Annotated in this window: 21 protein-coding genes; 10 read left to right on the plus strand and 11 right to left on the minus strand. The window is 62.5% G+C overall.

Features of this window, described 5'->3' with window-relative positions:
* Positions 1–153: 153 nt before the first annotated feature.
* Positions 154–684: an adenine phosphoribosyltransferase gene (locus tag ACGYLO_RS05640; protein WP_067267801.1), complete on the plus strand. Its 531-nt coding sequence runs from the start codon at positions 154–156 to the stop codon at positions 682–684.
* Here the strand turns inward: ACGYLO_RS05640 and ACGYLO_RS05645 are convergent.
* The 10 genes from ACGYLO_RS05645 to coxB all read right to left on the minus strand — a co-directional run bounded on the left by ACGYLO_RS05645 (position 681) and on the right by coxB (position 9,766).
* Entirely contained in the window at positions 681–2,099 is a 1,419-nt protein-coding gene (locus ACGYLO_RS05645; protein ID WP_271688013.1) for an FAD-binding oxidoreductase, read from the minus strand. The genes ACGYLO_RS05640 and ACGYLO_RS05645 overlap by 4 nt on opposite strands.
* Before the next feature lie 154 nt (positions 2,100–2,253).
* Positions 2,254–2,838 (minus strand): GNAT family N-acetyltransferase, encoded by a 585-nt coding sequence (locus tag ACGYLO_RS05650; RefSeq protein WP_271689988.1) that lies wholly within the window; start codon positions 2,836–2,838, stop codon positions 2,254–2,256.
* Entirely contained in the window at positions 2,835–4,097 is a 1,263-nt protein-coding gene (locus ACGYLO_RS05655) for a pitrilysin family protein (RefSeq protein WP_271688014.1), read from the minus strand. The genes ACGYLO_RS05650 and ACGYLO_RS05655 overlap by 4 nt, the downstream gene beginning before the upstream one ends.
* Positions 4,094–5,482, minus strand: a complete 1,389-nt coding sequence (gene thrC / locus ACGYLO_RS05660) for a threonine synthase (RefSeq protein WP_271688016.1) — start codon at positions 5,480–5,482, stop codon at positions 4,094–4,096. Before thrC ends, ACGYLO_RS05655 begins: the two co-directional genes overlap by 4 nt.
* Positions 5,483–5,486: 4 nt before the next feature.
* Positions 5,487–6,173, minus strand: a complete 687-nt coding sequence (locus ACGYLO_RS05665) for an SURF1 family protein (protein WP_271688017.1) — start codon at positions 6,171–6,173, stop codon at positions 5,487–5,489.
* 95 nt (positions 6,174–6,268) lie between these two features.
* Entirely contained in the window at positions 6,269–7,075 is an 807-nt protein-coding gene (locus ACGYLO_RS05670; RefSeq protein ID WP_271688018.1) for a cytochrome c oxidase subunit 3, read from the minus strand.
* A 35-nt stretch (positions 7,076–7,110) separates the two neighbouring features.
* The gene (locus ACGYLO_RS05675) at positions 7,111–7,686 is read right to left on the minus strand and encodes a cytochrome c oxidase assembly protein (protein ID WP_271688020.1); all 576 of its coding nucleotides are present in this window, start codon (positions 7,684–7,686) and stop codon (positions 7,111–7,113) included.
* Positions 7,686–7,853 carry a cytochrome C oxidase assembly protein gene (locus ACGYLO_RS05680; RefSeq protein ID WP_271688021.1) on the minus strand — a complete coding sequence of 56 codons (168 nt, stop codon included), beginning with the start codon at positions 7,851–7,853 and terminating at the stop codon, positions 7,686–7,688. Before ACGYLO_RS05680 ends, ACGYLO_RS05675 begins: the two co-directional genes overlap by 1 nt.
* Positions 7,853–8,788 carry a heme o synthase gene (gene cyoE, locus ACGYLO_RS05685; protein WP_067267787.1) on the minus strand — a complete coding sequence of 312 codons (936 nt, stop codon included), beginning with the start codon at positions 8,786–8,788 and terminating at the stop codon, positions 7,853–7,855. The genes ACGYLO_RS05680 and cyoE overlap by 1 nt, the downstream gene beginning before the upstream one ends.
* 60 nt (positions 8,789–8,848) lie before the next feature.
* Positions 8,849–9,766 (minus strand): cytochrome c oxidase subunit II, encoded by a 918-nt coding sequence (gene coxB, locus ACGYLO_RS05690; protein ID WP_271688022.1) that lies wholly within the window; start codon positions 9,764–9,766, stop codon positions 8,849–8,851.
* Between the two features lie 179 nt (positions 9,767–9,945).
* Between coxB and tldD the strand changes: the two genes are divergently transcribed.
* From tldD to ACGYLO_RS05720, 6 genes are all read left to right on the plus strand, one after another.
* Positions 9,946–11,367 carry a metalloprotease TldD gene (gene tldD, locus ACGYLO_RS05695; RefSeq protein WP_271688023.1) on the plus strand — a complete coding sequence of 474 codons (1,422 nt, stop codon included), beginning with the start codon at positions 9,946–9,948 and terminating at the stop codon, positions 11,365–11,367.
* A 99-nt stretch (positions 11,368–11,466) separates the two neighbouring features.
* Positions 11,467–12,621 (plus strand): DNA-processing protein DprA, encoded by a 1,155-nt coding sequence (dprA, locus tag ACGYLO_RS05700; protein ID WP_271688024.1) that lies wholly within the window; start codon positions 11,467–11,469, stop codon positions 12,619–12,621.
* A gap of 243 nt (positions 12,622–12,864) precedes the next feature.
* The gene (gene topA / locus ACGYLO_RS05705; protein ID WP_271688027.1) at positions 12,865–15,534 is read left to right on the plus strand and encodes a type I DNA topoisomerase; all 2,670 of its coding nucleotides are present in this window, start codon (positions 12,865–12,867) and stop codon (positions 15,532–15,534) included.
* A 151-nt stretch (positions 15,535–15,685) separates the two neighbouring features.
* Positions 15,686–16,273, plus strand: coding sequence for a L,D-transpeptidase (locus tag ACGYLO_RS05710; RefSeq protein WP_271688028.1), 588 nt, complete (start codon positions 15,686–15,688; stop codon positions 16,271–16,273).
* Positions 16,274–16,368: 95 nt separating this feature from the next.
* Positions 16,369–17,073 carry a CoA transferase subunit A gene (locus ACGYLO_RS05715; protein ID WP_271688029.1) on the plus strand — a complete coding sequence of 235 codons (705 nt, stop codon included), beginning with the start codon at positions 16,369–16,371 and terminating at the stop codon, positions 17,071–17,073.
* Positions 17,073–17,696: a CoA transferase subunit B gene (locus tag ACGYLO_RS05720; RefSeq protein ID WP_271688030.1), complete on the plus strand. Its 624-nt coding sequence runs from the start codon at positions 17,073–17,075 to the stop codon at positions 17,694–17,696. Before ACGYLO_RS05715 ends, ACGYLO_RS05720 begins: the two co-directional genes overlap by 1 nt.
* A gap of 45 nt (positions 17,697–17,741) precedes the next feature.
* Here the strand turns inward: ACGYLO_RS05720 and ACGYLO_RS05725 are convergent, their stop codons facing one another.
* Positions 17,742–18,557, minus strand: coding sequence for a lytic transglycosylase domain-containing protein (locus ACGYLO_RS05725; RefSeq protein ID WP_271688031.1), 816 nt, complete (start codon positions 18,555–18,557; stop codon positions 17,742–17,744).
* Between the two features lie 359 nt (positions 18,558–18,916).
* Here ACGYLO_RS05725 and ACGYLO_RS05730 point away from each other — a divergent pair, with 359 nt between their 5' ends.
* The 3 genes from ACGYLO_RS05730 to ACGYLO_RS05740 all read left to right on the plus strand — a co-directional run bounded on the left by ACGYLO_RS05730 (position 18,917) and on the right by ACGYLO_RS05740 (position 22,014).
* The gene (locus tag ACGYLO_RS05730) at positions 18,917–19,111 is read left to right on the plus strand and encodes a Flp family type IVb pilin (RefSeq protein WP_067267255.1); all 195 of its coding nucleotides are present in this window, start codon (positions 18,917–18,919) and stop codon (positions 19,109–19,111) included.
* A 410-nt stretch (positions 19,112–19,521) separates the two neighbouring features.
* Entirely contained in the window at positions 19,522–20,382 is an 861-nt protein-coding gene (gene cpaB, locus ACGYLO_RS05735; RefSeq protein ID WP_271688033.1) for a Flp pilus assembly protein CpaB, read from the plus strand.
* A gap of 204 nt (positions 20,383–20,586) precedes the next feature.
* Positions 20,587–22,014: a type II and III secretion system protein family protein gene (locus ACGYLO_RS05740; protein WP_067267251.1), complete on the plus strand. Its 1,428-nt coding sequence runs from the start codon at positions 20,587–20,589 to the stop codon at positions 22,012–22,014.
* Positions 22,015–22,018: the final 4 nt, after the last annotated feature.

Below are 22,018 nucleotides of genomic sequence, written 5' to 3' on the forward strand. Positions count from 1 at the left end.
TTTGCTTGGCTGCGTGCGGAAGGTATTTAAGAAAGGATGAAGGGAGGGGGGTGGCGCCCCTTTTTAGATGTTGTGCGGTGCGCGCAGATCGGGGGTTCGCCCGGGCGGCGCGTTGCGCTAAGACGGGTCCGGTCAAACACGCGGAAGGGCGGCATGAAACAGGTTCAGGACTATATTCGCACGATCGTAGATTTCCCCCATGAGGGGATCATGTTTCGTGACGTGACAACGCTTTTTGCCGATCCGCGCGGGTTTCGCATGGCGATCGACCAGATGCTGCACCCCTATGCGGGAATTGCGATTGATAAGGTCGTGGGGCTGGAGGCGCGCGGCTTCATTCTTGGCGGGGCGATTGCGCATCAGCTGAGCGTGGGTTTCGTGCCGATCCGCAAAAAGGGCAAGCTGCCCGGCACGGTGATCAGTCAGGACTATCAGCTTGAATATGGCGAGGCCATTGTCGAGCTGCATGATGATGCGATCAAACCGGGCGAGAAGGTTCTGGTTGTGGATGATCTTTTGGCCACCGGCGGCACGGCGGAGGCCGGGATCAAACTGATTGAGCGTTTGGGCGGCGAGATCGTTTCCTGCGCCTTTATCATTGATCTGCCCGAGTTGGGCGGGCGCAAGCGGTTGGAAGCGCTTGGCAAAGAGGTGCATGCGCTCTGCGCTTTCGACGGGCTTTAAGCCCTTAGGACGGCGCCGGGGTTCATGATGCCTTGAGGGTCGAGCGCCGTTTTGATGGCGCGCATGGCGGTGAGTTTGGCGGGGTCGCCGTAGCGTTCGAGGTCGTCGACCTTGATGCGGCCCACGCCATGTTCCGCGCTGAATGAGCCGCCAAGGTCGTGGACGAGGTCGTGCACCAGGCGTTTCACGACGTCGCGCTTATCTTCGTAATCGGCGCGGCTTTTGCCCTTTGCGGGGAAGACGTTGTAGTGCAGGTTGCCGTCCCCGACATGGCCGAAACAGTTGATGCGAAAGTCGCCGAGGGCCGAGAGCGCATCGGTCGCGCGGGTGATGAATTCGGGGATCGCGCCGAGGGGCACCGAGATGTCATGGCTGGAGACCGAGCCGATCAGGCGGTTGGCCTCGGGGATGGTTTCGCGGATGGTCCAGAAGTCTTGGGCCTGTTGGGCGTTCTGGGCGATGAGGCCGTCGGAGACGAGGCCCGCGTCGAGGGCAGCGGCGAAGAGGGCCTCTAGGGCGGCGTCGGTATCAATCTCTCCGGGGGTGCCGATGTCGATCAGGACGCACCATTGCGGGGTTTTGGCGAAGGGTTGGCGGATGTTGGGCAGGGTTTCGTTAAGGAAATCGAAACCTCTTCGGTGCATCAATTCGAAAGCGCTGATCATTTCGCCCAAGTGGTCGCGCGCGAGAGAGAGGAGCGCCAATGCGGCGGCGGGGCTCTCGACCACCATGAGTGCGGTGCCGCTGCGGGCGGGGCGCGCGTAGAGCTTGAGGGCCGCGGCGGTGATCACGCCGAGGGTGCCTTCCGCGCCGATCAGCAGGTTGCGCAGATCGTAGCCGGTGTTGTTTTTGCGCAGGCGGGTCAGCCCGTGCCAGATTTGGCCGTCAGGCAGGACGGCTTCGAGGCCGAGGCAGAGGTCGCGGGCGTTGCCGTAGCGCAGCACGCCGGTGCCGCCTGCGTTGGTTGAAAGCGTGCCGCCGATGCGCGCGGTGCCCTCGGCGGCGAGGGACAGGGGGAAGACGCGGTTTGCCTCTTCGGCGGCGGTTTGGACATCGGCGAGGATCGTGCCTGCTTCGGCGACCAGCACATTTTCTTCGGGCAGGACGGCCCGGATGCGGTTCATGCGCTCGAGGGAGAGGATGAGAGGTGCCGGGCCATCGCTGCTGATCTGGCCGCCAACAAGCCCGGTGCCGCCGCCATAGGGCACGACCGGCACGCGGGCGGCATGGGCGGCGCGGATCAGGATGGCGACCTCTTCGGTGCTGCGCGGCAGGGCCAAGACGCCCCCCTGCCCCGCGTAGCGGCCGCGGGGTTCTTCAAGGTAGCGCTGCTCGGGATCACGCAGCACATCGACTGGCAGTTGCGCGCGCAGGGTGTCGATGAAGGCGGCGGTGTCGGCGGGGTTCAATGTCATGGGCCTTTGATCCTGCGCGGGGCGCGCGGATGCAAGGGCAAAGCACCGGAACGGCTGGGAGAATGCGGGGCATGAGGCGGGGCGATCATGCCCCGGCGATGCTTGTGTTATCAGCGGATGTTTTTGTTGTCAGCGAAAGGTTTCGGGCTGCGGCTTAGCCTACGCCCGTGCGGCCGCGCCGGTCTTTGCGCAGGGAGGCGTAGAGCACATGGGTCCGCCAGCGGCCATCGATTTGCAGATAGCTCTGCGCGACACCCTCGTATTTGAAGCCCGCCTTTTCAAGCAGGCCGCGGGAGGCTTGATTTTCCGGCAGGCAGGCGGCCTCGATGCGCGACAGGTCGAGGCGGGTGAAGGCCTGATGCACCGTCGCTTCGATCGCCTCGCGCATGTAGCCTTGGCGGGCAAAGGGTTCGCCCGTCCAATAGCCCAAGGTGCCGGATTGGGCCGGCCCCCGGCGGATGTTGTCGAGGGTGATCGCACCGACAAGGTTTTGATCGCTGCGCCGGATCAGGAAGAGCGGCATGGCATTGCCCGAGGAGACCGAGCGCTGCGCCCAGTAGACGCGGTTGGTGAAAGCCTTGCGGGTGAGGTGATCCTCGGCCCATGTCGGCTCCCACGGGCGCAGGTAGTCGTTGCTGGCGCGGCGCAGGGCCGCCCAGGCGCGGAAATCGGCGTGGATCGGCGGGCGCAGGGTCAGCCGTTCCGTTTCAATCCGCAGTTTGCGTCGCCCCAGCATCAGGCGGCGCGTCGGTTGTGAAGGTCGTCCAGCGTCGGGGCGGCGTCGACCGGACCGTAGAGCGCGAGAGCCGCCGGGGCTTGCGTGGCCATGCGTTCGGCGAAGTCGCGCACGTCGCCGGTGGTCACCGCGTCGATCTGGGCGACGGTTTCTTCCAGCGGCGGCACGCGGTCCCAGATCTGGATCAGCCGGGCCAGACGTTCGGCACGGTTGGAGGGGCTTTCCAGCCCCATGAGCAGCCCGGCCTTCATCTGCGCACGGGCGCGGGCGACTTCGGCAGGCGACATGTCAGAGGCCGCGCGCTTCATCTCGTCGATGGTGATATTGGCCAGTTCGGGCAGTTGCTCGGCGCTGGTGCCGGCGTAGATTGTGGTCATGCCCGTGTCGGCATAGGCGCCAGCTTGGGCGAAGATCGTATAGCAAAGGCCGCGATTCTCACGAATCTCTTGGAACAGGCGGGAGGACATGCCGCCGCCCAGGGCCGAGGCGTAGATCTGGGCGATGTAGATGTCGTCGGAGCGGTACCCGGGGCTTTCAAAGCCGAGGGCGAAATGGGCCTGTTCTAGCTGTTTGACCTGTCGATATTCGCCGCCCCCGAAACGGGCGCTGTCGATCTGGTAGAGCGTCTTGGCGGGCATGTCGCCAAAGAGGCTTTCGGCGAGTTTGACGATTCTGTCATGGTCCACCGCACCGGCAGCCGAAAGGATCATCTGCTCTGGCCCGTAGTGATCGGCGATGAAACGTTGCAAGTCGTCGCGCGAGAAGGCCGAGACCCGCTCGCTCGGCCCAAGGATCGTGCGACCGATGGGCTGATCCGGGTAGGCCTGCTCTTGCAGCCAGTCGAAAATCACATCGTCGGGCGTGTCGAGCGCTTGGCCGATCTCTTGCAGGATCACGCCGCGTTCGACTTCGACTTCCGAAGGGTCCAGCACCGGGTTGCGCAGGATGTCGGCGATCACGTCGAGGCCGAGCGCCACGTCATTTTCCAACACGCGGGCATAATAGGCCGTCACTTCGCGCGAGGTATAGGCGTTGATATAGCCGCCCACATCCTCAATCGCCTCGGCGATTTGCAGCGAAGAACGGGTCGCGGTGCCTTTGAACGCCATATGTTCGAGGAAATGCGCGATGCCATTTTGCTGCGGGGTCTCGTGGCGCGCGCCTGCGTTGACCCAGACGCCGATGGCGGAGGAGGCGAGCCCCTCCATATGTTCGGTGACGATGCGAAAGCCGTTGGGCAATGTGGTCTGTTGAAGGCTCACGCGGAGAGGTTTCCTTTGATATGCGCTTTGAGCGCGTCGAGGTCGTTGGGCAGCCGGGTGAAACGTTCCTCCCGATCGAAAAGGTCCGCCATGCGGGGCGGCAAGGCGGGGCGGATGCCGGTTGCGGCTTCGACCGCGTCGGGGAATTTTGCCGGATGGGCGGTGGCCAGCGTGACCATCGGCGTCGCGGCATCGCGCAGATCGTCTGCGACTTTCACGCCCACGGCGGAATGCGGGCAGAGCAGCTCACCCGTGGTGCGGCGACGGTCAGCGATGGTGGCGGTGGTTTCCTCTTCGGAGACGCGGCCCGAGCGGTAGATGTCTTGCAGCGCCTGCATCGCCCCTTGAGAGACGTCGAAACCGCCCTTCCCCAATTCGTCCATCAACTGCGCCACTGCACCGGCGTCGCGATCATAGGCATCAAAGAGGGCGCGTTCGAAGTTCGAGGAGACCTGAATGTCCATCGAGGGGCTGATCGACGGGGTCACGCCGCCTTTGTGGTAGCCCTGACCCGACAAACAGCGGTGCAGGATGTCGTTCTGGTTGGTGGCGACGACGAGATCGGCGATGGGCAGGCCCATCCGCTTGGCGATATAGCCCGCGAAAATGTCGCCGAAGTTGCCGGTAGGCACGGTGAAGCTGACCTCACGCAGGGGCGCGCCAAGGCTCGTAGCGGCGGTGAAGTAATAGACCACCTGCGCCAGCACCCGGCCCCAGTTGATCGAGTTCACGCCTGCCAGACGCACCGAATCGCGGAAGTCGAAATCGTTGAACATGTCTTTAAGGCGGGCTTGGCAATCGTCGAAATCTCCGTCGATGGCCAGCGCGTGCACGTTGGATTCCGCAGGCGTGGTCATCTGGCGGCGCTGCACGTCAGACACGCGGCCATGGGGGTAGAGGATGAAGACGTCGACATTGTCGAGCCCCTTGAAGGCTTCGATCGCGGCGGAGCCGGTGTCACCCGAGGTGGCGCCCACGATGGTCACCCGCTCGCCCTTGCGGCCCAAGGCGGCTTGGAACATCTGGCCGATAAGCTGCATGGCGAAGTCTTTGAACGCCAGTGTCGGCCCGTGGAACAGCTCAAGCAGGAAGTGGTTCGGGGCGAGTTGCACCATGGGCGCGCGGGCGGTGTGGCCAAAGCCCTCATAGGCGCGGGCGATGATGGCGCGGAATTCTTCGTCCGTGAAAGTGTCGCCGATGAAGGGGCGCATAACCGTAAATGCGACCTCTTCGTAGCTCTGGCCCTGCATGGCGCTGATTTGTTCCGCGCTCAGCGTCGGGATCGTTTCGGGGACGTAGAGGCCGCCGTCACGGGCAAGGCCGGTCAGCATCGCCTCTTCGAAGGACAGAACGGGCGCGGAGCCACGGGTAGAGATATAGCGCATAGGGTCAGTCGACTTTCGGCGTTGCAGGGGCGCGGCGGCGGCGCAGGAAAAGGACGGTCATCGCCAGCCAGATGGCGGCGAGGGAAAACCAGGTGATCGCATATTGCAAGTGATCGTTGGGGATGCGGGCGGTATCGACGGGCAGCGGGGTGATCTTTGGGTCCGGCCCGGCGCCTTCGCGCATGACGATCAAAAGCGGTTCGGTGTCGAGGGTTTCGGCCATGACATCCACATCGCGGGCGAACCAGATGTTGCGATCCATGTCGGCCTCGGGCGTGAAACTGTCGACCTCCTGAGGCCATTGCAGGTTGCCGGTCAGAGTGGCGGTGCCTGCGGGGGCGATAGCGTCTTTGTTCGATGTGGCGGTAAAGCCGAGGTCGATGAGCACGCGCCGCCCGCTCTCCAACGCCATGGGTGCGATGACGCGGTAGCCTGCGCCTTTCTGCTTTTGGCTGACCAACACATGCAGCGCCTGCGCCCCGATCTCTCCGCTGACGGTGACGGGCAGATAGGCGTCGGCTTCTGGATCGGGATCGGCGGGCAAGGCCACGGGTGTTGCGGCGATGCGGTTGTTGATGTCGGCGATGATCGCCTCTTTCCACGCCAGCCGCTGCACCTGCCAGACCCCGAGTGCGACGAGGATGGCTGCCCCGCCAAGGCCGACAATGATGAAGAACAGGCTGCGCCGCATTCGAATCTCTCTGGCTGAAACGACAAACGCGCGAAGAGGGCTTCGCGCGTTTGGGTTTTACGGGTGTGGGGCGCGGATGCAACCCCGCCCTATGGTCAGGGCTGGCCCCACATGTAGACGGCAAAGAAGAGGAACAGCCAGACCACGTCAACGAAGTGCCAGTACCACGCTGCCGCCTCGAAGCCGACGTGGCGTTCGGGGGTGAAGTGGCCGCGCATGGCGCGCAGCAGGCAGACGAAGAGGAAGATCGTGCCGATGATCACGTGGAAACCGTGGAAGCCGGTCGCCATGAAGAAGCTGGAGAAATACATGTCGCCGCCGAATGTCCAATCGTCATGGACCAGCAGTTCGTAGTATTCGTAAGCCTGCAGCGCGGTGAAGAGCACGCCGAGGATCACCGCGATGGTCAGGCCCGAGATCAGGTCTTTGCGGTTGTTTTCATGGGCCAGCGCATGGTGCGCCCACGTCACGGCACAGCCCGACAGCAGCAGAACCAGCGTGTTGATCAGCGGCAGGTGGAAGGCATCGACCGCATGAATGTCGGGCTGGACGTATTCCGTGCCGACATATTCATACATCGGGTAAAGGGCCTGTTTGAAGAAGGACCAGAACCACGCCACGAAGAACATGACTTCGGACATGATGAAGAGGATGAAACCATAGCGCAGGCCGATGCGCACCACACCGGTGTGATCGCCCACTTCGCTTTCGGAGACCACTTCGGCCCACCATCCGAACATGACGTAGAGCGTGGCCACCAGACCGCCCAAGAAAACGAAGGGGGTCATCCCGTGCATCCACAGGACAGCGCCCGCCAGCATGACAAATCCGCCTACCGACCCCAGCAGCGGCCAGGTCGAGGGGGGGAGAATATGGTAGTCGTGGTTTTTTGCATGGGCCATGGTTGCGGGTCCCTCACCTTTGTTCAATCAGGTCGTTAATTGGTTGTTGTGGCGCTGTCCTGATCAAGGGCGGCATAGCCCTCGGGCAGGTCAATTTCGTAGAATGTATAGGACAGAGTGATGGTATGTACAAACTTCCCATCACGGTCTTCGACCATTTCCGGGTCGACGAAAAAGCTTACCGGCATCTGCACGCGCTCGCCTGGGGCCAGCACCTGTTCGGTAAAGCAAAAGCAGTCGATCTTCTCGAAAAAGGCCCCGGCGGTATAAGGGGTGACGTTATAGCTCGCCTGCCCCGCCACCGGTTTGTCGGTCGGGTTGTACGCCTCGTAGAAAGCCAACCCGGTCTCGCCGATGCGGATCTCCATTTCGCGGACCACGGGCTTGAATTCCCACGGCATACCGTCGTTCAGGGAGCCGTCGAAACGGACCTTGACCGTCTTATCCAGCACGTCGGCTTTGGCGGCAGAGACCTGCCCCGGCGTGCCGCCAAAGCCGGTGACGCGGCAGAACCAGTCGTAAAACGGTACCGACGCCCAAGCGAGGCCGCCCATAAGCACCACCACGCCGACGGTTTGCATCACTGTTTTCTGAGGACCGGAAAGCGCCATTACTGTGTCACCTCACGTTGCTCCGGGGGGAGTTCGAAATCGGTCTGGGTGATCTTGACGTAGGTCAACGCCATGATCAGCACCACGAAGGCACCCAGCATCAGGCCCACGCCGATGTTGCGGCCGCGGCGGCGATTGTGCAGCTCATGCTCGGGTCGGATGCCCATTACCAGCCTCCCAAGCCAAAGGTGCGCAGGGCTGCTTCGCCCAGGATCGCGCCGAAGTGCAAGAAGAGATAGGCCAGCGACAGGCGGAAGAACTTGCGCTCTTCGGCATAGTCGTCACCCTCGGCCATGACCTCATCCCGCTTCCAGATACGGTAGGCCCCCAGCAGGAAGGCGGCGTTCAGCACCAGCGCCACGGCGAAATAGAAGATACCGCCGATGGCAGTGAAGGCCGTGCCGATGGCCAATGCAGCCAGAAGGACGGTGTAGACAAAGATATGCAGCCGCGTGGCCGGGCGGCCATGGGTCACGGTCAGCATCGGCACCTTGGCATCGTCGTAGTCCGAGCGCATGAAGAGCGCCAGCGCCCAGAAATGCGGCGGGGTCCACATGAAGATCAGCGCAAACATCAGCCATGCCTCGACCGAGAAGCTGCCCGTGGCCGCGACCCAGCCGATCACCGGCGGGAAGGCCCCCGCGGCGCCGCCGATGACGATGTTCTGCGGCGTCAGACGCTTGAGCCACATGGTATAGAAAACGGCATAGAAAAGGATGGTGAAGAGCAGCATCCCGCCCGCCAGCAGGTTGGTCGCCAGCGCCAGCATCATCACCGACAGACCCGAGAGCGCCACGCCAAGCGTCAGCGCCTCTCCGGGCTGAACCCGGCCCGAGGGGATCGGGCGCCCGCGCGTGCGGCGCATCACCGCGTCGATATCGGCGTCCCACCACATGTTCAGCGCGCCAGAGGCACCGCCGCCTATGGCGATGAACAGGATCGCGCAAAAGCCGATGACGGGATTGACCGAAACCGGCGCGGCCAACAGCCCCACGAAGGCCGTGAAGACGACCAGCGACATGACGCGCGGCTTCAGCAGGGCGAAGTAATCCCCCAGCTGCGCGTCGTATTCACTTGTTGGCGTATTGGTGATGTCAGTCATCCCGAACCTTCCAAGGGTAAACACGGGGCACGGGCCTGTGCCCTGCCCCGTGGAACTGGCTTACTTAGAGGCGACGGTCAGCGGCTGTTCGATGCCAGCATATTCCGCCTTGGCATTGCCAAGCCATTCCGCATAGGCCTCTTCCGAAACCACTTTGACGGTGATCGGCATATAGGCGTGGGCCTGACCGCAAAGCTCGGAACACTGGCCGAAGTAGACGCCCTCTTGCTCGGCCGTGAACCACAGTTCGGCCAGACGGCCCGGCACGCCATCCTGCTTCACGCCGAAGGCGGGGATGGTCCAAGAGTGGATCACGTCGCTGGCGGTCACCTGCACGACGATGGTCTTGCCCACGGGGATCACGACGGATGTGTCGGTGGCCAGCAGGAAGTCATCGCGGCTGTAGCCTTCGTCTTCAAGCTTGGCGACCATCGCGTCATTCAGCACGAAGGGGGTCACGTCCTCATCACCGTCGCCCAGCGTCGCCGGAGCGCCGATCATGTAGCTGTCAAAGGCGATCTCTTCGTCGACATATTCATAGGTCCAGTACCACTGGTTGCCGATGGCCTTGATCGTGATGTCCGCTTCGGGGATTTCCTGCTGACGGAACAGGATCGGCAGCGAATAGGCACCGATCAGCACAAGGATGAGAATCGGCCCGATCGTCCAGGCGATTTCGATCGGAGTGTGGTGGGTAAAGGACGAGGGGTTCGGGTTCCGCTTTTTGTTGTAGCGGATCATGACCCAGATGATCAGGCCGGTCACGAAGACGGTGATCGCGGCGATGATCACCAGAATCAGGTGATCCAAAGCATGGATATCCCGCGCCAATTCGGTAACGGCGGGTTGAAAGCCTGTCTCGCCGTCAACAGGTCTGCCGATGACATCAAGCCCGTCAATGCGCAGGCTGTCCTGTGCCAATGCAGGCAGGGCGGCAAGGCTGGTCAAAAGACCGGAAAGGGGGAGTAGATGTTTCATATGTCGTCCTGATCTTGTGACCATTAAGAAGCCGATAAGCACCCCAAACCGCTGCTGCGATCCGGTGCCGTTGTAATCCTGGGTGCTTACAATCATATTCTGCCTACAAGATAAAGTCACATGCTTGCGTCATAGAGCCGCGCGAGACAGTTTTGTGACAGCAAGCAAGGATACCCCCGATGAGCCGCGCGCATTTCACCCCCTTCGAGGCCGATCTGGACCGAGAAACTGCTCTGAGCGTGCTACGCGAGGCCGTGGCCGGTGCCGATGACGGCGAATTGTTCCTCGAACGCCGCCGCTCTGAAGCGCTGGTTTTCGACGACGGACGCCTCAAAACCGCCAGCTATGATGCCGCCGAGGGCTTTGGCCTGCGCGCCGTGCGCGGCGAAGTGGCAGGCTACGCCCATTCCACCGAACTGAGCGAGGCCGCCCTGCGCCGCGCGGCGGAGACGGCGCGGCTGGCGGTGGGCGATGGTGGCGGCACATGGGCCGATGCCCCTCAGGCCAGTAACAAGCGGCTTTATACGGACGAAGACCCGATCGCGGGCCATGCCTTCCCGGTCAAGGTCGATAGCCTGCGCGAGATCGACGCCTATGCCCGAAGCCTCGATTCCCGCGTAGTACAGGTGAGCGCCACGATCGCCGCCAGCATTCAGGAGGTCGAGATTCTTCGCCCCGAAGGGCATTCGGTGCGCGACGTGCGCCCCATGACGCGGGTCAATGTCTCGGTCATCGTCGAGCAGGACGGCCGCCGCGAAAGCGGCGGTGTCGGCGGCGGCGGGCGGATCGGGCTGGACGGCATGCTGGCCCCCGAAGATTGGCAGGCGAAGGTCCGCGAAGCCCTGCGCATCGCTTGCGTGAACCTCGAAGCCGTCCCCGCGCCCGCGGGCGTGATGGACGTGGTGCTTGGCCCCGGCTGGCCCGGCATCCTGCTCCACGAAGCCATCGGTCACGGGCTTGAGGGCGATTTCAACCGCAAGGGCTCCAGCGCCTTTGCCGGGTTGATGGGCCAACAGATCGCAGCCAAGGGCGTGACCGTGCTGGATGACGGCACGATCCCCGACCGGCGCGGCTCAATCTCTGTCGATGACGAGGGCACCCCCTCGGCGCGCAATGTGCTGATCGAAGATGGTAAGCTGGTCGGCTATATGCAGGACCGTCAGAACGGGCGGCTCATGGGCAGCGCCTCAACGGGCAACGGGCGGCGGCAGTCCTATGCACATATCCCGATGCCGCGGATGACCAACACCTATATGCTGGGCGGCGAGGCGGCACCGGGCGATATCGTGGCTGATCTCAAGGACGGGATCTATGCCGTGGGCTTCGGCGGCGGGCAGGTCGATATCACCAATGGCAAGTTCGTCTTCTCCTGCACTGAGGCCTACCGCGTGCAAAACGGCAAGATCGGCGCGCCGGTCAAAGGAGCGACCTTGATCGGCGATGGGGCCACGGCCTTGCAAAAGATCCGCGCTATTGGCAACGACCCGACGCTCGACCCCGGCATGGGCAACTGCGGCAAGCAGGGGCAGTGGGTGCCGGTGGGTGTGGGCCAGCCCACTTTGATGATCGGCGGGTTGACCGTCGGCGGGGCCGCGACCTGACGGTGGCACGCTGGGGTTGAATCAAATACGCGGGGAAATCTTCATAGGTTGTTAAGCACTAAATCCTATACCTGATTCTGCAACGGACGGAGTTTCGGGATGACTGACAAGGACCTACATCCTTCTTCCACTCACCCCCCACTCCCACCCACCCAGGAAGATGAACAGTTTGCCCGGCTTCGTCTGTTGCGCTCTCGCCGCGTGGGTATTTCGACCTATCGGCGCTTGCTGGATGAACATGGCTCTGCCCAAGAGGCGCTGAAAGCGCTGCCGGAAGTCGCGCGTGCCGCCGGGATATCAGACTACCGCATCTGCCCCGAAGGGGTGGTTCAGGCGGAACTCAACGCCGCCCGCCGCGCCGGGGCCCGGCTACTGGTTGAGGGGGAGGCACCCTACCCGCGCCTGCTCAGCGACCTTCCCGATGCGCCGCCCTTCCTATGGCTGATCGGCGACCCGGCATTGCTGGGCCGTCCGATGATCTCCCTCGTGGGCGCGCGAAACGCTTCTTCGCTTGGGCTGCGCATGGCCCGCAACCTCGCCGCCGAACTGGGCGAAGCTGGCTTCGTCGTGGTCTCCGGCCTTGCTCGGGGCATCGACGCGGCGGCGCATGAGGCCGCATTGCCCCGCGGCACCATCGCCGTGCAGGCGGGCGGGGTCGACATTATATATCCCAGCGAGAACACCGTGCTGACCGGCCAGATCGCCGCGCAGGGGCTGCGGCTGTCAGAGCAACCGATGGGGCTGCAACCGATGGCCCGGCACTTCCCCCGCCGCAATCGCATCATCTCAGGCCTGAGCCGCGCGACGGTGGTGGTTGAGGCGGCGGCCCGCTCGGGCAGTTTGATCACCGCCCGCGACGCTCTCGATCAAGGGCGCGACGTGCTGGCGGTCCCCGGCCACCCGATGGACGCCCGCGCGGCAGGCTGCAACATGCTGATCCGCGACGGCGCGGTGCTGGTGCGCGCTGCCGCGGATGTGTTGGAGGTTTTGCCGGAGGGGGGAGCTCAAACCCCGCCACCCCGCAGCAAGCCCCCCGCGGCCCCGCGCCCGGAAACACCGCCGCGAAACCAAAGCACTGTCGCGAAGCTCCATGCGCAGATCCTCTCTCGTCTCGGCCATGCGCCGGTTGCGGAGGATCAGTTGATCCGCGACTTGCAAGTGCCGAGTAGCGATGTCGCCCCCGCGCTCCTCGATCTTGAGATGGAGGGGGAAATTCAGCGCCAACCCGGCGGGCTGCTCAGCCGCTCTGCCTGACGCCGCGAAGGAGCGCGGCCCGGTCAAAGCGCCGCGAAACCGGGGACCAACCGCGGGGCAGTTGGCCGGGCCAAGCAAGCCTCGAATGCCGACCGTCGATGCCGGCGAAACGGCCCATTCGGCCCACGAAACCGCTGTGCCGTAAACCCGTGATACGCAGCAGCTGCATTGACAAACACCCCTGCAATCCCACATGAGACAGCGCAAAGCCGCCCCCGTTTTTGATCTAAGGTGCCTGTATTTATGCCCGTCGTCGTCGTCGAATCCCCAGCCAAGGCCAAAACGATCAACAAATATCTGGGCGACGATTACACCGTCCTCGCCTCTTACGGCCACGTCCGCGACCTGCCGCCGAAAGACGGCTCGGTCGATACCGACGCCGATTTCGACATGAAATGGGAGGTGGCCAGCGACAGCAAGAAACACGTCAAGGCCATCGCCGACGCGCTGGCCCAAGACAACGCATTGATCCTCGCGACTGACCCCGACCGCGAAGGTGAGGCGATCAGCTGGCACCTGCAAGAGGCGCTGACCAAGCGCAAATCGATCAAGAAAGACACGCCCGTAAGTCGCGTGGTCTTCAACCAGATCACCCAGAAGGCGGTGACCGAGGCGATGCAGAACCCGCGTCAGGTCGACATGCCGCTGGTTGAGGCCTATCTCGCCCGCCGCGCGCTGGACTATCTGGTGGGGTTCAACCTCTCCCCCGTGCTCTGGCGCAAGCTGCCGGGCGCCAAGTCTGCGGGCCGCGTGCAATCGGTCACCCTGCGCCTCATCGTCGAGCGCGAGATGGAGATCGAGGCTTTCCGCGCCCGTGAGTATTGGTCGGTAAAGGCGCTGCTCGCCACGCCGCGCGGTCAGGAATTCGAAGCCCGTCTCGTCTCGCTCGCCGGAAACAAGCTCGAACGTTTCGATCTCGCGGATGCCACACAGGCCGAAATGGCGGTGCAGGCGATCACCAGCCGGGCGCTGAAGGTGATGAACGTCGAGGCGAAACCGGCCAGCCGCAACCCCTCGGCCCCCTTCATGACCTCGACGCTGCAGCAGGAGGCCAGCCGCAAGTTCTCCATGGGCGCGCGCCAGACCATGTCGACCGCGCAGCGTCTCTACGAGGCCGGTCACATTACCTACATGCGGACCGACGGCATCGACATGGCGCCCGAGGCCGTTGCCATGGCGCGCGATGCGATCAAGGACCGGTTTGGCGCGGATTACGTGCCGAAAGAGCCGCGCATTTACAAGAACAAGGCGAAGAACGCGCAGGAAGCCCACGAATGTATCCGCCCCACGGATATGACCAAGGACGCCAAGGCGCTGAAGCTCGATGCCGATCAGGCGAAACTCTATGACCTGATCTGGAAACGCACCCTCGCCTGCCAGATGGAAAGCGCCCGACTGGAGCGCACCACCGTCGAGATCGGCAGCGACGACGCGCAGGTCGGGCTGCGCGCCAACGGCCAGGTCGTGCTCTTCGACGGCTTCCTGCGGGTCTACGAAGAAGGCCGCGACGATGTCGTCGACGAGGACGACAAGCGCCTGCCCCAGATCAGCCAAGGTGACGCGATGGACAAGCGCAGCGTCACGCCCGAGCAGCATTTCACCCAGCCCCCGCCGCGCTACACCGAGGCGACGCTGGTCAAGAAGATGGAAGAGCTCGGCATCGGCCGCCCCTCGACCTATGCCAGCATCGTCACCACGATTCAGGACCGCGAATATGTCCGCAAGGACGGCAACCGCCTGATCCCCGAGGATAAGGGCCGTCTGGTGACCGCCTTCCTTGAGAATTATTTCCGCCGCTACATCGGCTATGACTTCACCGCCGATCTGGAGGATCAACTCGACAAGGTCAGCGCCGGGGATGCCGCCTATAAGGAAGTGCTGCGCCGCTTCTGGCGCGATTTCTCGGCGGCCATCGCCGAGACATCCGAGCTGCGCATCACCGAGGTGCTGGAAAAGATTAACGAGGTGCTGGAGCCGCATCTCTTCCCGCCCACCGAAGACGGCAGCGACCCGCGGCTTTGCCCCAATTGCGAGATTGGCCGCCTGTCGATGCGCACCGCGCGCTCGGGCGGCGCCTTCATCGGCTGTTCGAACTACCCCGAATGCCGCTATACCCGCCCCTTTGGCCCGCCCGACCCGGAGGCCGAAGCCTCAGCCATCCCGCCCGACGGTAAGCTTCTGGGTGAAGATCAGGGCGACGAAATCCGCGTTTTCAAGGGCCGTTTCGGGCCCTATGTCCAGCGCGGCCCGGTGACGGAAGAGAACAAGAAACCCCCGCGCCAGTCGATCCCCAAGGATTGGGTGCCCGAGGATCTGACGCTGGAGCAGGGCGTGATGCTCCTGTCACTCCCGCGTGAGATCGGCCCTCACCCCGAGGATGGCGTTATGGTCTGGGCCAACATCGGGCGCTATGGGCCTTACATCAAGCACGCCGAAAGCACCTCGCACCGGGGCGGCACCAATGCCAATCTCGAAGGCATCGATGAGGTTTGGACCGTCGGCATGAATCGCGCGGTGCAGTTGTTGGCCGAGAAAGTCGCCAGCCGCGGTGGCCGGGGCAAGGCCGCGAAACCGATCCGCGAGATGGGCGAGCACCCGGATATGGGCGGCGAGGTCAATGTCATGGAGGGCAAATACGGGCCCTACGTCAAATGGGAGAAGGTGAACGCCACGATCCCGAAGGAGATCGAACCCGCGGATCTGACGATGGAACGCGCGGTGGAGTTGATCGAAGAGAAGCTCGCCAAATCCCCCGCCAAGCGCAAAGCGGCGACAAAGAAAGCGCCGGCCAAGAAAACGGCAGCCAAAAAGCCGGCGGCGAAAAAGACGGCGGCCAAGAAGGCTCCGGCAAAGGCGGCCACAAAGAAACCCGCGGCCAAGAAAACAACCGCGAAAAAAGCCGACAGCGCGTAAGCCGCGCCTAGGCACAGCAACCGCGCCGGGGGATCGGCGCGGTTCCGCCTGTGGCCTGCCTTTATATCCAGCATCATGAATATGTGATTTGCCATTCGCCTTCGATTTTCGGATCAGGGGCGGCGGCAAGACCACTATGAAAGGCAGATCAATGTCAGGCATGAAATTTACCCGGCGCGGGCTGATCGCCGCGAGCAGCGCGGCGCTGATGACGCCCCAGATCCTGCGCGCGCAGGAACCCGGCCAAGCGCCCCGCGAATATTCCGCCGAACCTCCGGTGTCGCGCAACACGTCGAGCTTTGCCACCCAGCGTTGGCAGGACCATTTCGACAGCCTTGGCAAAGGCGCGATCGTGGCCGACACCACCAGCCGCGCCCTGCATTACTGGAGCGCGGACGGCCAGACCTACAAGGTCTACCCCACCTCGGTGCCCGCCACCGAAGAGTTGACCAAGCGCGGCTATACCGAGATCGTGCGCAAGAAAGTCGGCCCTGATTGGACGCCCACCGCCTCGATGATGGAACGTTTCCCGCATTACAAATACATGCCGCCGGGCCCGGACAATCCGCTCGGCACCCATGCGATGTATCTTAGCTGGCCTGCCTATATCATCCACGGCACCCATGACACGCGCAAGATCGGGCGGCGGTCCTCGGACGGTTGCATCGGGCTTTACAACGAGAAGATCGAAGAACTTTTCGGCCTCTGCCCCGTGGGCACGCAGGTGCGCATCATCTGACTTTCCGGGCGGCCTTTCCTGCGTAGCACCACGTAATTGACACTGCCCCGACGCAGGGTCACATATGGCGCAGCGAAACTGTAGGGAGGTCGCCCGTGAACAAAATCTATGGATCCGCCGCCGAGGCGCTGGAAGGCGTTCTGTCGGATGGCATGCTGATCGCCGCCGGGGGCTTTGGCCTTTGCGGCATTCCGGAATTGCTGTTGCAGGCGATCAAGGAAAACGGGGCCAAAGACCTCACCTTTGCGTCGAACAATGCGGGCGTCGATGACTTCGGCATCGGCATTCTGCTGCAATCGCGGCAGGTGAAAAAGATGATCTCCTCCTATGTGGGGGAGAATGCCGAATTCATGCGCCAGTATCTCTCGGGCGAGCTGGAATTGGAATTCAACCCTCAAGGCACCTTGGCCGAGCGCATGCGCGCGGGTGGTGCGGGCATTCCGGGTTTCTACACCAAGACCGGCGTCGGCACCCAGATCGCCGAGGGCAAGGAAGTGAAACAGTTCCACGGTGAGGATTACATCCTCGAAGAAGGCATCTTTGCCGATCTGTCGATCGTGAAGGCATGGAAAGCCGACGACACCGGCAACCTCGTCTTCCGCAAGACCGCGCGCAACTTCAACCCGCCCGCGGCCATGTGTGGCAAGGTCTGCATCGTCGAGGTCGAAGAGATTGTCCCCCGCGGCAGCCTCGACCCCGACCACATCCACCTGCCGGGCATCTATGTGCATCGCATCATCCAAGGCGAGCATGAGAAACGCATCGAGAAGGTCACGACACGCAAGCGGGAGGAAGCCTAATGCCTTGGGATAGAGATCAGATGGCGGCGCGGGCCGCAGAGGAACTCGAAGACGGCATGTATGTGAACCTCGGCATCGGTATTCCGACGCTGGTGGCGAATTACGTCGGCGACAAGGACATTACCCTTCAGTCCGAGAACGGCATGCTGGGCATGGGCCCCTTCCCTTACGAGGGCGAGGAAGACCCAGACCTGATCAACGCCGGCAAGCAGACCATCACCGAGCTGAGCCGCACCGCCTATTTCGACAGCGCCATGTCCTTTGGCATGATCCGCGGCGGCAAGATCGCGGCGGCAATCCTCGGCGCCATGGAAGTGGCCGAGAACGGCGATCTGGCGAACTGGATGATCCCCGGCAAGCTCGTCAAGGGCATGGGCGGCGCGATGGACCTCGTGGCCGGTGTCCGCAAGGTCATCGTGGTGATGGACCACCAGAACAAGGCCGGTGACTCGAAGGTGCTGAAAGAATGCACCCTGCCGCTGACCGGTAAAGGCGTGGTCGACCGGATCATCACCAACCTCGGTGTGCTCGACGTGGTCGAAGGTGGCTTGAAGATCGTCGAATGCGCCGATGGCGTGACCGAGGAAGAGCTGCGCGCCGCGACCCAAGCGACCATCGTTTGAGAAAACAGCCCTCGGCGGCTTCCGCCGGGGGCATGCCCGTCGCGCTCAGTTCATCGCAGCAAAGACGCAGCCATCGCTGATCAGTTCCGGCGGTGTCAGGCAAAGCCCCTGCGCCACTTGAAACGCCGCCAACACCTTTGGCACATAGTCGCGCGTCTCGGCAAAGGGCGGCACGCCCGCATGTTTGCGCACCGAGCCCTCCCCCGCGTTATAACCCGCGAGCACGAGAATCGGATCGCGGTCGAACTCCCCCATCAGCCAGTCGAGGTATTTGACCCCGCCTGAGATATTCTCGGCCGCGACCATACTGTCGCGCACGCCAAAACGGGCGGCGGTATCGGGCATCAGTTGCATCAGACCGGCTGCGCCCGCCCGGCTGACCGCATCGGCACGCCCTGCGGACTCCACGCTGATCACCGCCAGCACCAGCGCCGGAGAGACATTGGTGCCAACCGTGGCGCGCAGGATATCCACCCCGTTGCTGCGCGCGATATCTTGCAAATGTTGCAGGCGCGGTGCGGGCACTTTTCCGCCCGAAAGCGCCGCCATCGCGGGGGCCAATCGCCCTGCCCCGCTCCGCTCAGCCGCGGGAGAGATTTTATCCCAGAACCAATCGAACTGCCCGGCGTTCAAAGGCGCGATCGCGCCGCTCGGGGTCGCGGCGACCGCGGGGCCTGTGTCCACCTCCGCCGCTGCCGCGGCGCGGGCCGCCGGATCGATTTGCACCGTGATGCGTTTGGCCCCCTTCTTGGGCGGGCCGACCCGTTTGGCCGAGAACTCAGGGAACGGTTTCGGCCCCTCTGCCATGGCGGCAGGGGCCATGAGGGCCGTGACCAGCGAGAATGCCAATATGCGATACATGCCTGCTCTACCTTGCGTCTGACGCGCCTTTGCGCGGCAATATCACACGAATCGTGGAATCGGGCCAGCGTTTGAGGCGGGGATCATGGCAATTTCGCCGCAATTGCGGTGTTCGACGGTGGGAAAGCGCAGGCGGAAGGCCCGATACAATATTTAAAACGCCATTAAACAGAGAGTTAACGTGTTTTCGCAAGAAAAGCACGGACAGTCCGGAAAAGGCACGTTTGCTGCCAAATTCGCGCCCCAATCTGACGGCTATATAGGGTCATACCAAGTCGGACAGCTTCAAATGAGAGAGCGAGGCAAACCGGACGGCGAGGTTAAGACCTTTTACTCAGTGATCCTTGGAGGGACATGACATGATGAACTTTATCAAAAACTTCCGCAAAGATGAAGACGGTGCCGTGACAGTTGACTGGGTCGTTCTGACCGCTGCGATCGTTGGCCTGGCTATTGTTGCGTTCAACACGATTGGTGACAACGTCGAAACAATGTCGGACAATATCGCCACAGACATCACTAACTTCGAAACAACAGCTGACCGCAGTAACTAATCGCTAGTTAAGCGAAATCTAATCATCAGGGCCGCACCTCCAGCCGGGAGCGGCCCCCTTTTGTCTTCAAACTAGGCACGAAGCTTCTTAGGAAAAAACCTTATGCGCCGCGCCCTTCACTATTTTTTACGCAGTCAATCTGGTGCCATCACTGTAGATTGGCTTGTCCTGACCGCCGGGTTGGTCGGCCTGGCAATCCTAGCGCTGAGCGTCCTCTCCGACAGCCTAGATGTCCTTGTTGAATATATCCGGGTAAAGCTCGCAACTTGAGCCATCGTGTGCCGCGGCGCGCTGCGCCAAACTTCACCCCATCGCCCCCGCCCAGACCAATTCTCGCCATATTCGGCAGCTAACTTGCCGGGGTGATCAAAGCGAGCCGAGATTCGCTTCCATAGCAAAGAGGTAACATCATGCGAGCCGTATTCGGATTGGTTCTTTTGGTAGGTGTCGCACTTGCCGGTGGGGCCGTTTATCTGGCGAAAGACCGGATTTCACAGTATCAAGCCGCCAATGCACAAGCGCAGGCCGCGCTGGCGCAGGTCGTGCCAACGAAAACCGTTTGGGTGGCCGACAAGCCCTTGAAATACGGGCAGCCCCTCACCCGCGAGGACGTTCGTGCGGTGAAATGGCCTGAGAATGCCATTCCCGAAGGTACATTCTTCGAAGAAACCGTATTGTTCCCTGAGAACACCAAAGAACAACGCATCGTGCTGCGCAACATCGAGAAAGATGAAGCGATCATGGCCGTCAAGGTGACCGAGCCGGGCGAAGATTCCGGTCTCACCTCCCGTTTGGCCCGCGGCACGCGTGCCTTCACCATCAAAGTCGACGTCTCTAGCGGCGTTTCGGGCTTCCTGCGCCCCGGGGACCGGGTTGACGTCTATTGGACGGGCCGCGTGAACGTGGGCAACCAATCCAGCAACGGCGATGTGACCAAGCTGATCGAATCTGGCGTGCAGCTGATCGCCATCGACCAGAGCGCCGATGCGCTGGTGATGGAAGAAGCCTCGATCGCCAAGACAGTGACGGTGGCCGTGAAACCGCAACAGGTCGCCGCCCTCGCCCAAGCGCAATCGACCGGCAAACTCTCCCTCGCTCTCGTCGGCACGAATGACGACACCGTGGCCGAGGCCATCGAAGTCGACCAACGCTCGCTTCTGGGAATCGAGGCGCAAGAGACCATCGCCGAAGTTACCAAAGAGAAGGTTTGCACGATCCGCACCCGCCGCGGGGCCGAGGTGGTCGAACTGCCGATCCCCTGCACAAACTGACCTGAAAACAACCTCTTGCTAAGTTAATGAAGGCGCCGCACTCCCATGCGGCGTCTTTCATTTTTGCAGGTATGTTGCGCATAGCCCACATGCACAGCGCCCGCGAAGAGCTTGATTCTTGCAATAAATTTGGAATTGCCGCAGAGTGTTGCCAAACGAGGGCAAAAAGACCCATCCCGAGGCGTGATCAAAAAGGCAGGTCACATGAAAATCGATAGATTTCTGAAAGCAGCCCTGCTGGGGCTGACACTGGGCGCGATGCCGATGGCATTGACCCTGCCCAGTTCAGCTGGCGCCGACACGCTGCGCGTTGTCAAACGCGGCACTAATTCCAGCCTCGACGTCCCGATGAACCGCGCCGTGGTGGTGGAAAGCGACATTCCCTTCGCGGAACTCAGCATCGCCAACCCCGGTATCGCGGATATCTCCTCCCTGTCTGACCGTACGATCTATGTGTTGGGCAAATCGCCGGGGCTGACCACGCTCACGCTGCTCGACGCGGCGGGACAGCTGATCACCAATGTCGATGTCCGCGTCGCGGCGGATGTCTCTGAATTCAAAGAACGGCTGCGTCAGATCCTGCCGGGTGAGAAGATCGAAGTGCGCACCGCTAATGACGGTATCGTGCTGTCGGGCATCGTCTCCTCCACGCAACGGCTGCAACGCGCGCTCGATCTTGCCGAACGCTATGCTCCGGAACGGGTCAGCAACCTGATGAGCGTGGGCGGCATCCAGCAAGTCATGATGAAGGTCCGCTTTGCTGAGATGCAACGCAATGTGTCGAAATCGCTCGGCTCTTCGCTGGCAATCAACGGCGGCTCCGATTTCAGCGCGGGGACCGGCAGCACCAATACGTCAGGCGGGGTCGCGACTTCGCTCGGCGGGTCGATCCCATCGGCGAACCAGAACGCAGGTGCAGTTCTTTTCGGCTTCAATGCAGGCTCTACCCAAGTGGGCATCCTGTTGGAAGCATTGGAGGAAAAGGGCGTCGTCCGGTTCTTGGCAGAGCCGAACCTCGTGGCGCTTTCGGGCCAAGAGGCCAAGTTCCTCGCCGGGGGCGAGTACCCGATCCCAGTCGCCCAAACCAGTGATACGGTGTCGGTGGAGTTCAAACCCTTCGGCGTAGAACTCGCCTTTATCCCGCGCGTCGTGGACAAGGATATCATTAACCTCGAGATGAACGCCGCCGTTTCGGCCATCGACGCAAGCAACAGCATTTCGTTGGGCAACGGCATTGAGATCTCCGCCTTCACCCGGCGCGAAACCTCGACCACGGTCGAAATGCGTGACGGGGAAAGCTTTGCCATCGCGGGCCTTTTGACCGACGACTTCACCGACAGCACGCGGCAACTGCCGTGGATCGGCGATGTGCCAGTGCTAGGCGCGCTGTTCCGTTCGGCGGATTACCAGCGCAGCCAGACCGAATTGGTCATCATCGTCACCGCCCATCTGGTCACCCCGACCCGTGGCGAAGCGCTGGCCCTGCCCACGGATCGCATCAAACCGCCCTCCGAGAAAGACCTGTTCCTGCACGGGCGCACGGCGGATGGCACCCGCACCCCCAGCCGCGGCGCTGCGGGCGAAGTGGCCAAGCAGGACTTCCGCGGTTCCTACGGTTATGTACTGGATTGATCCG

Origin of the sequence: Sulfitobacter sp. 1A13353, assembly GCF_043557255.1 — a bacterium.
In the GTDB taxonomy this organism is placed as follows: Bacteria; Pseudomonadota; Alphaproteobacteria; order Rhodobacterales; family Rhodobacteraceae; genus Sulfitobacter; species Sulfitobacter faviae.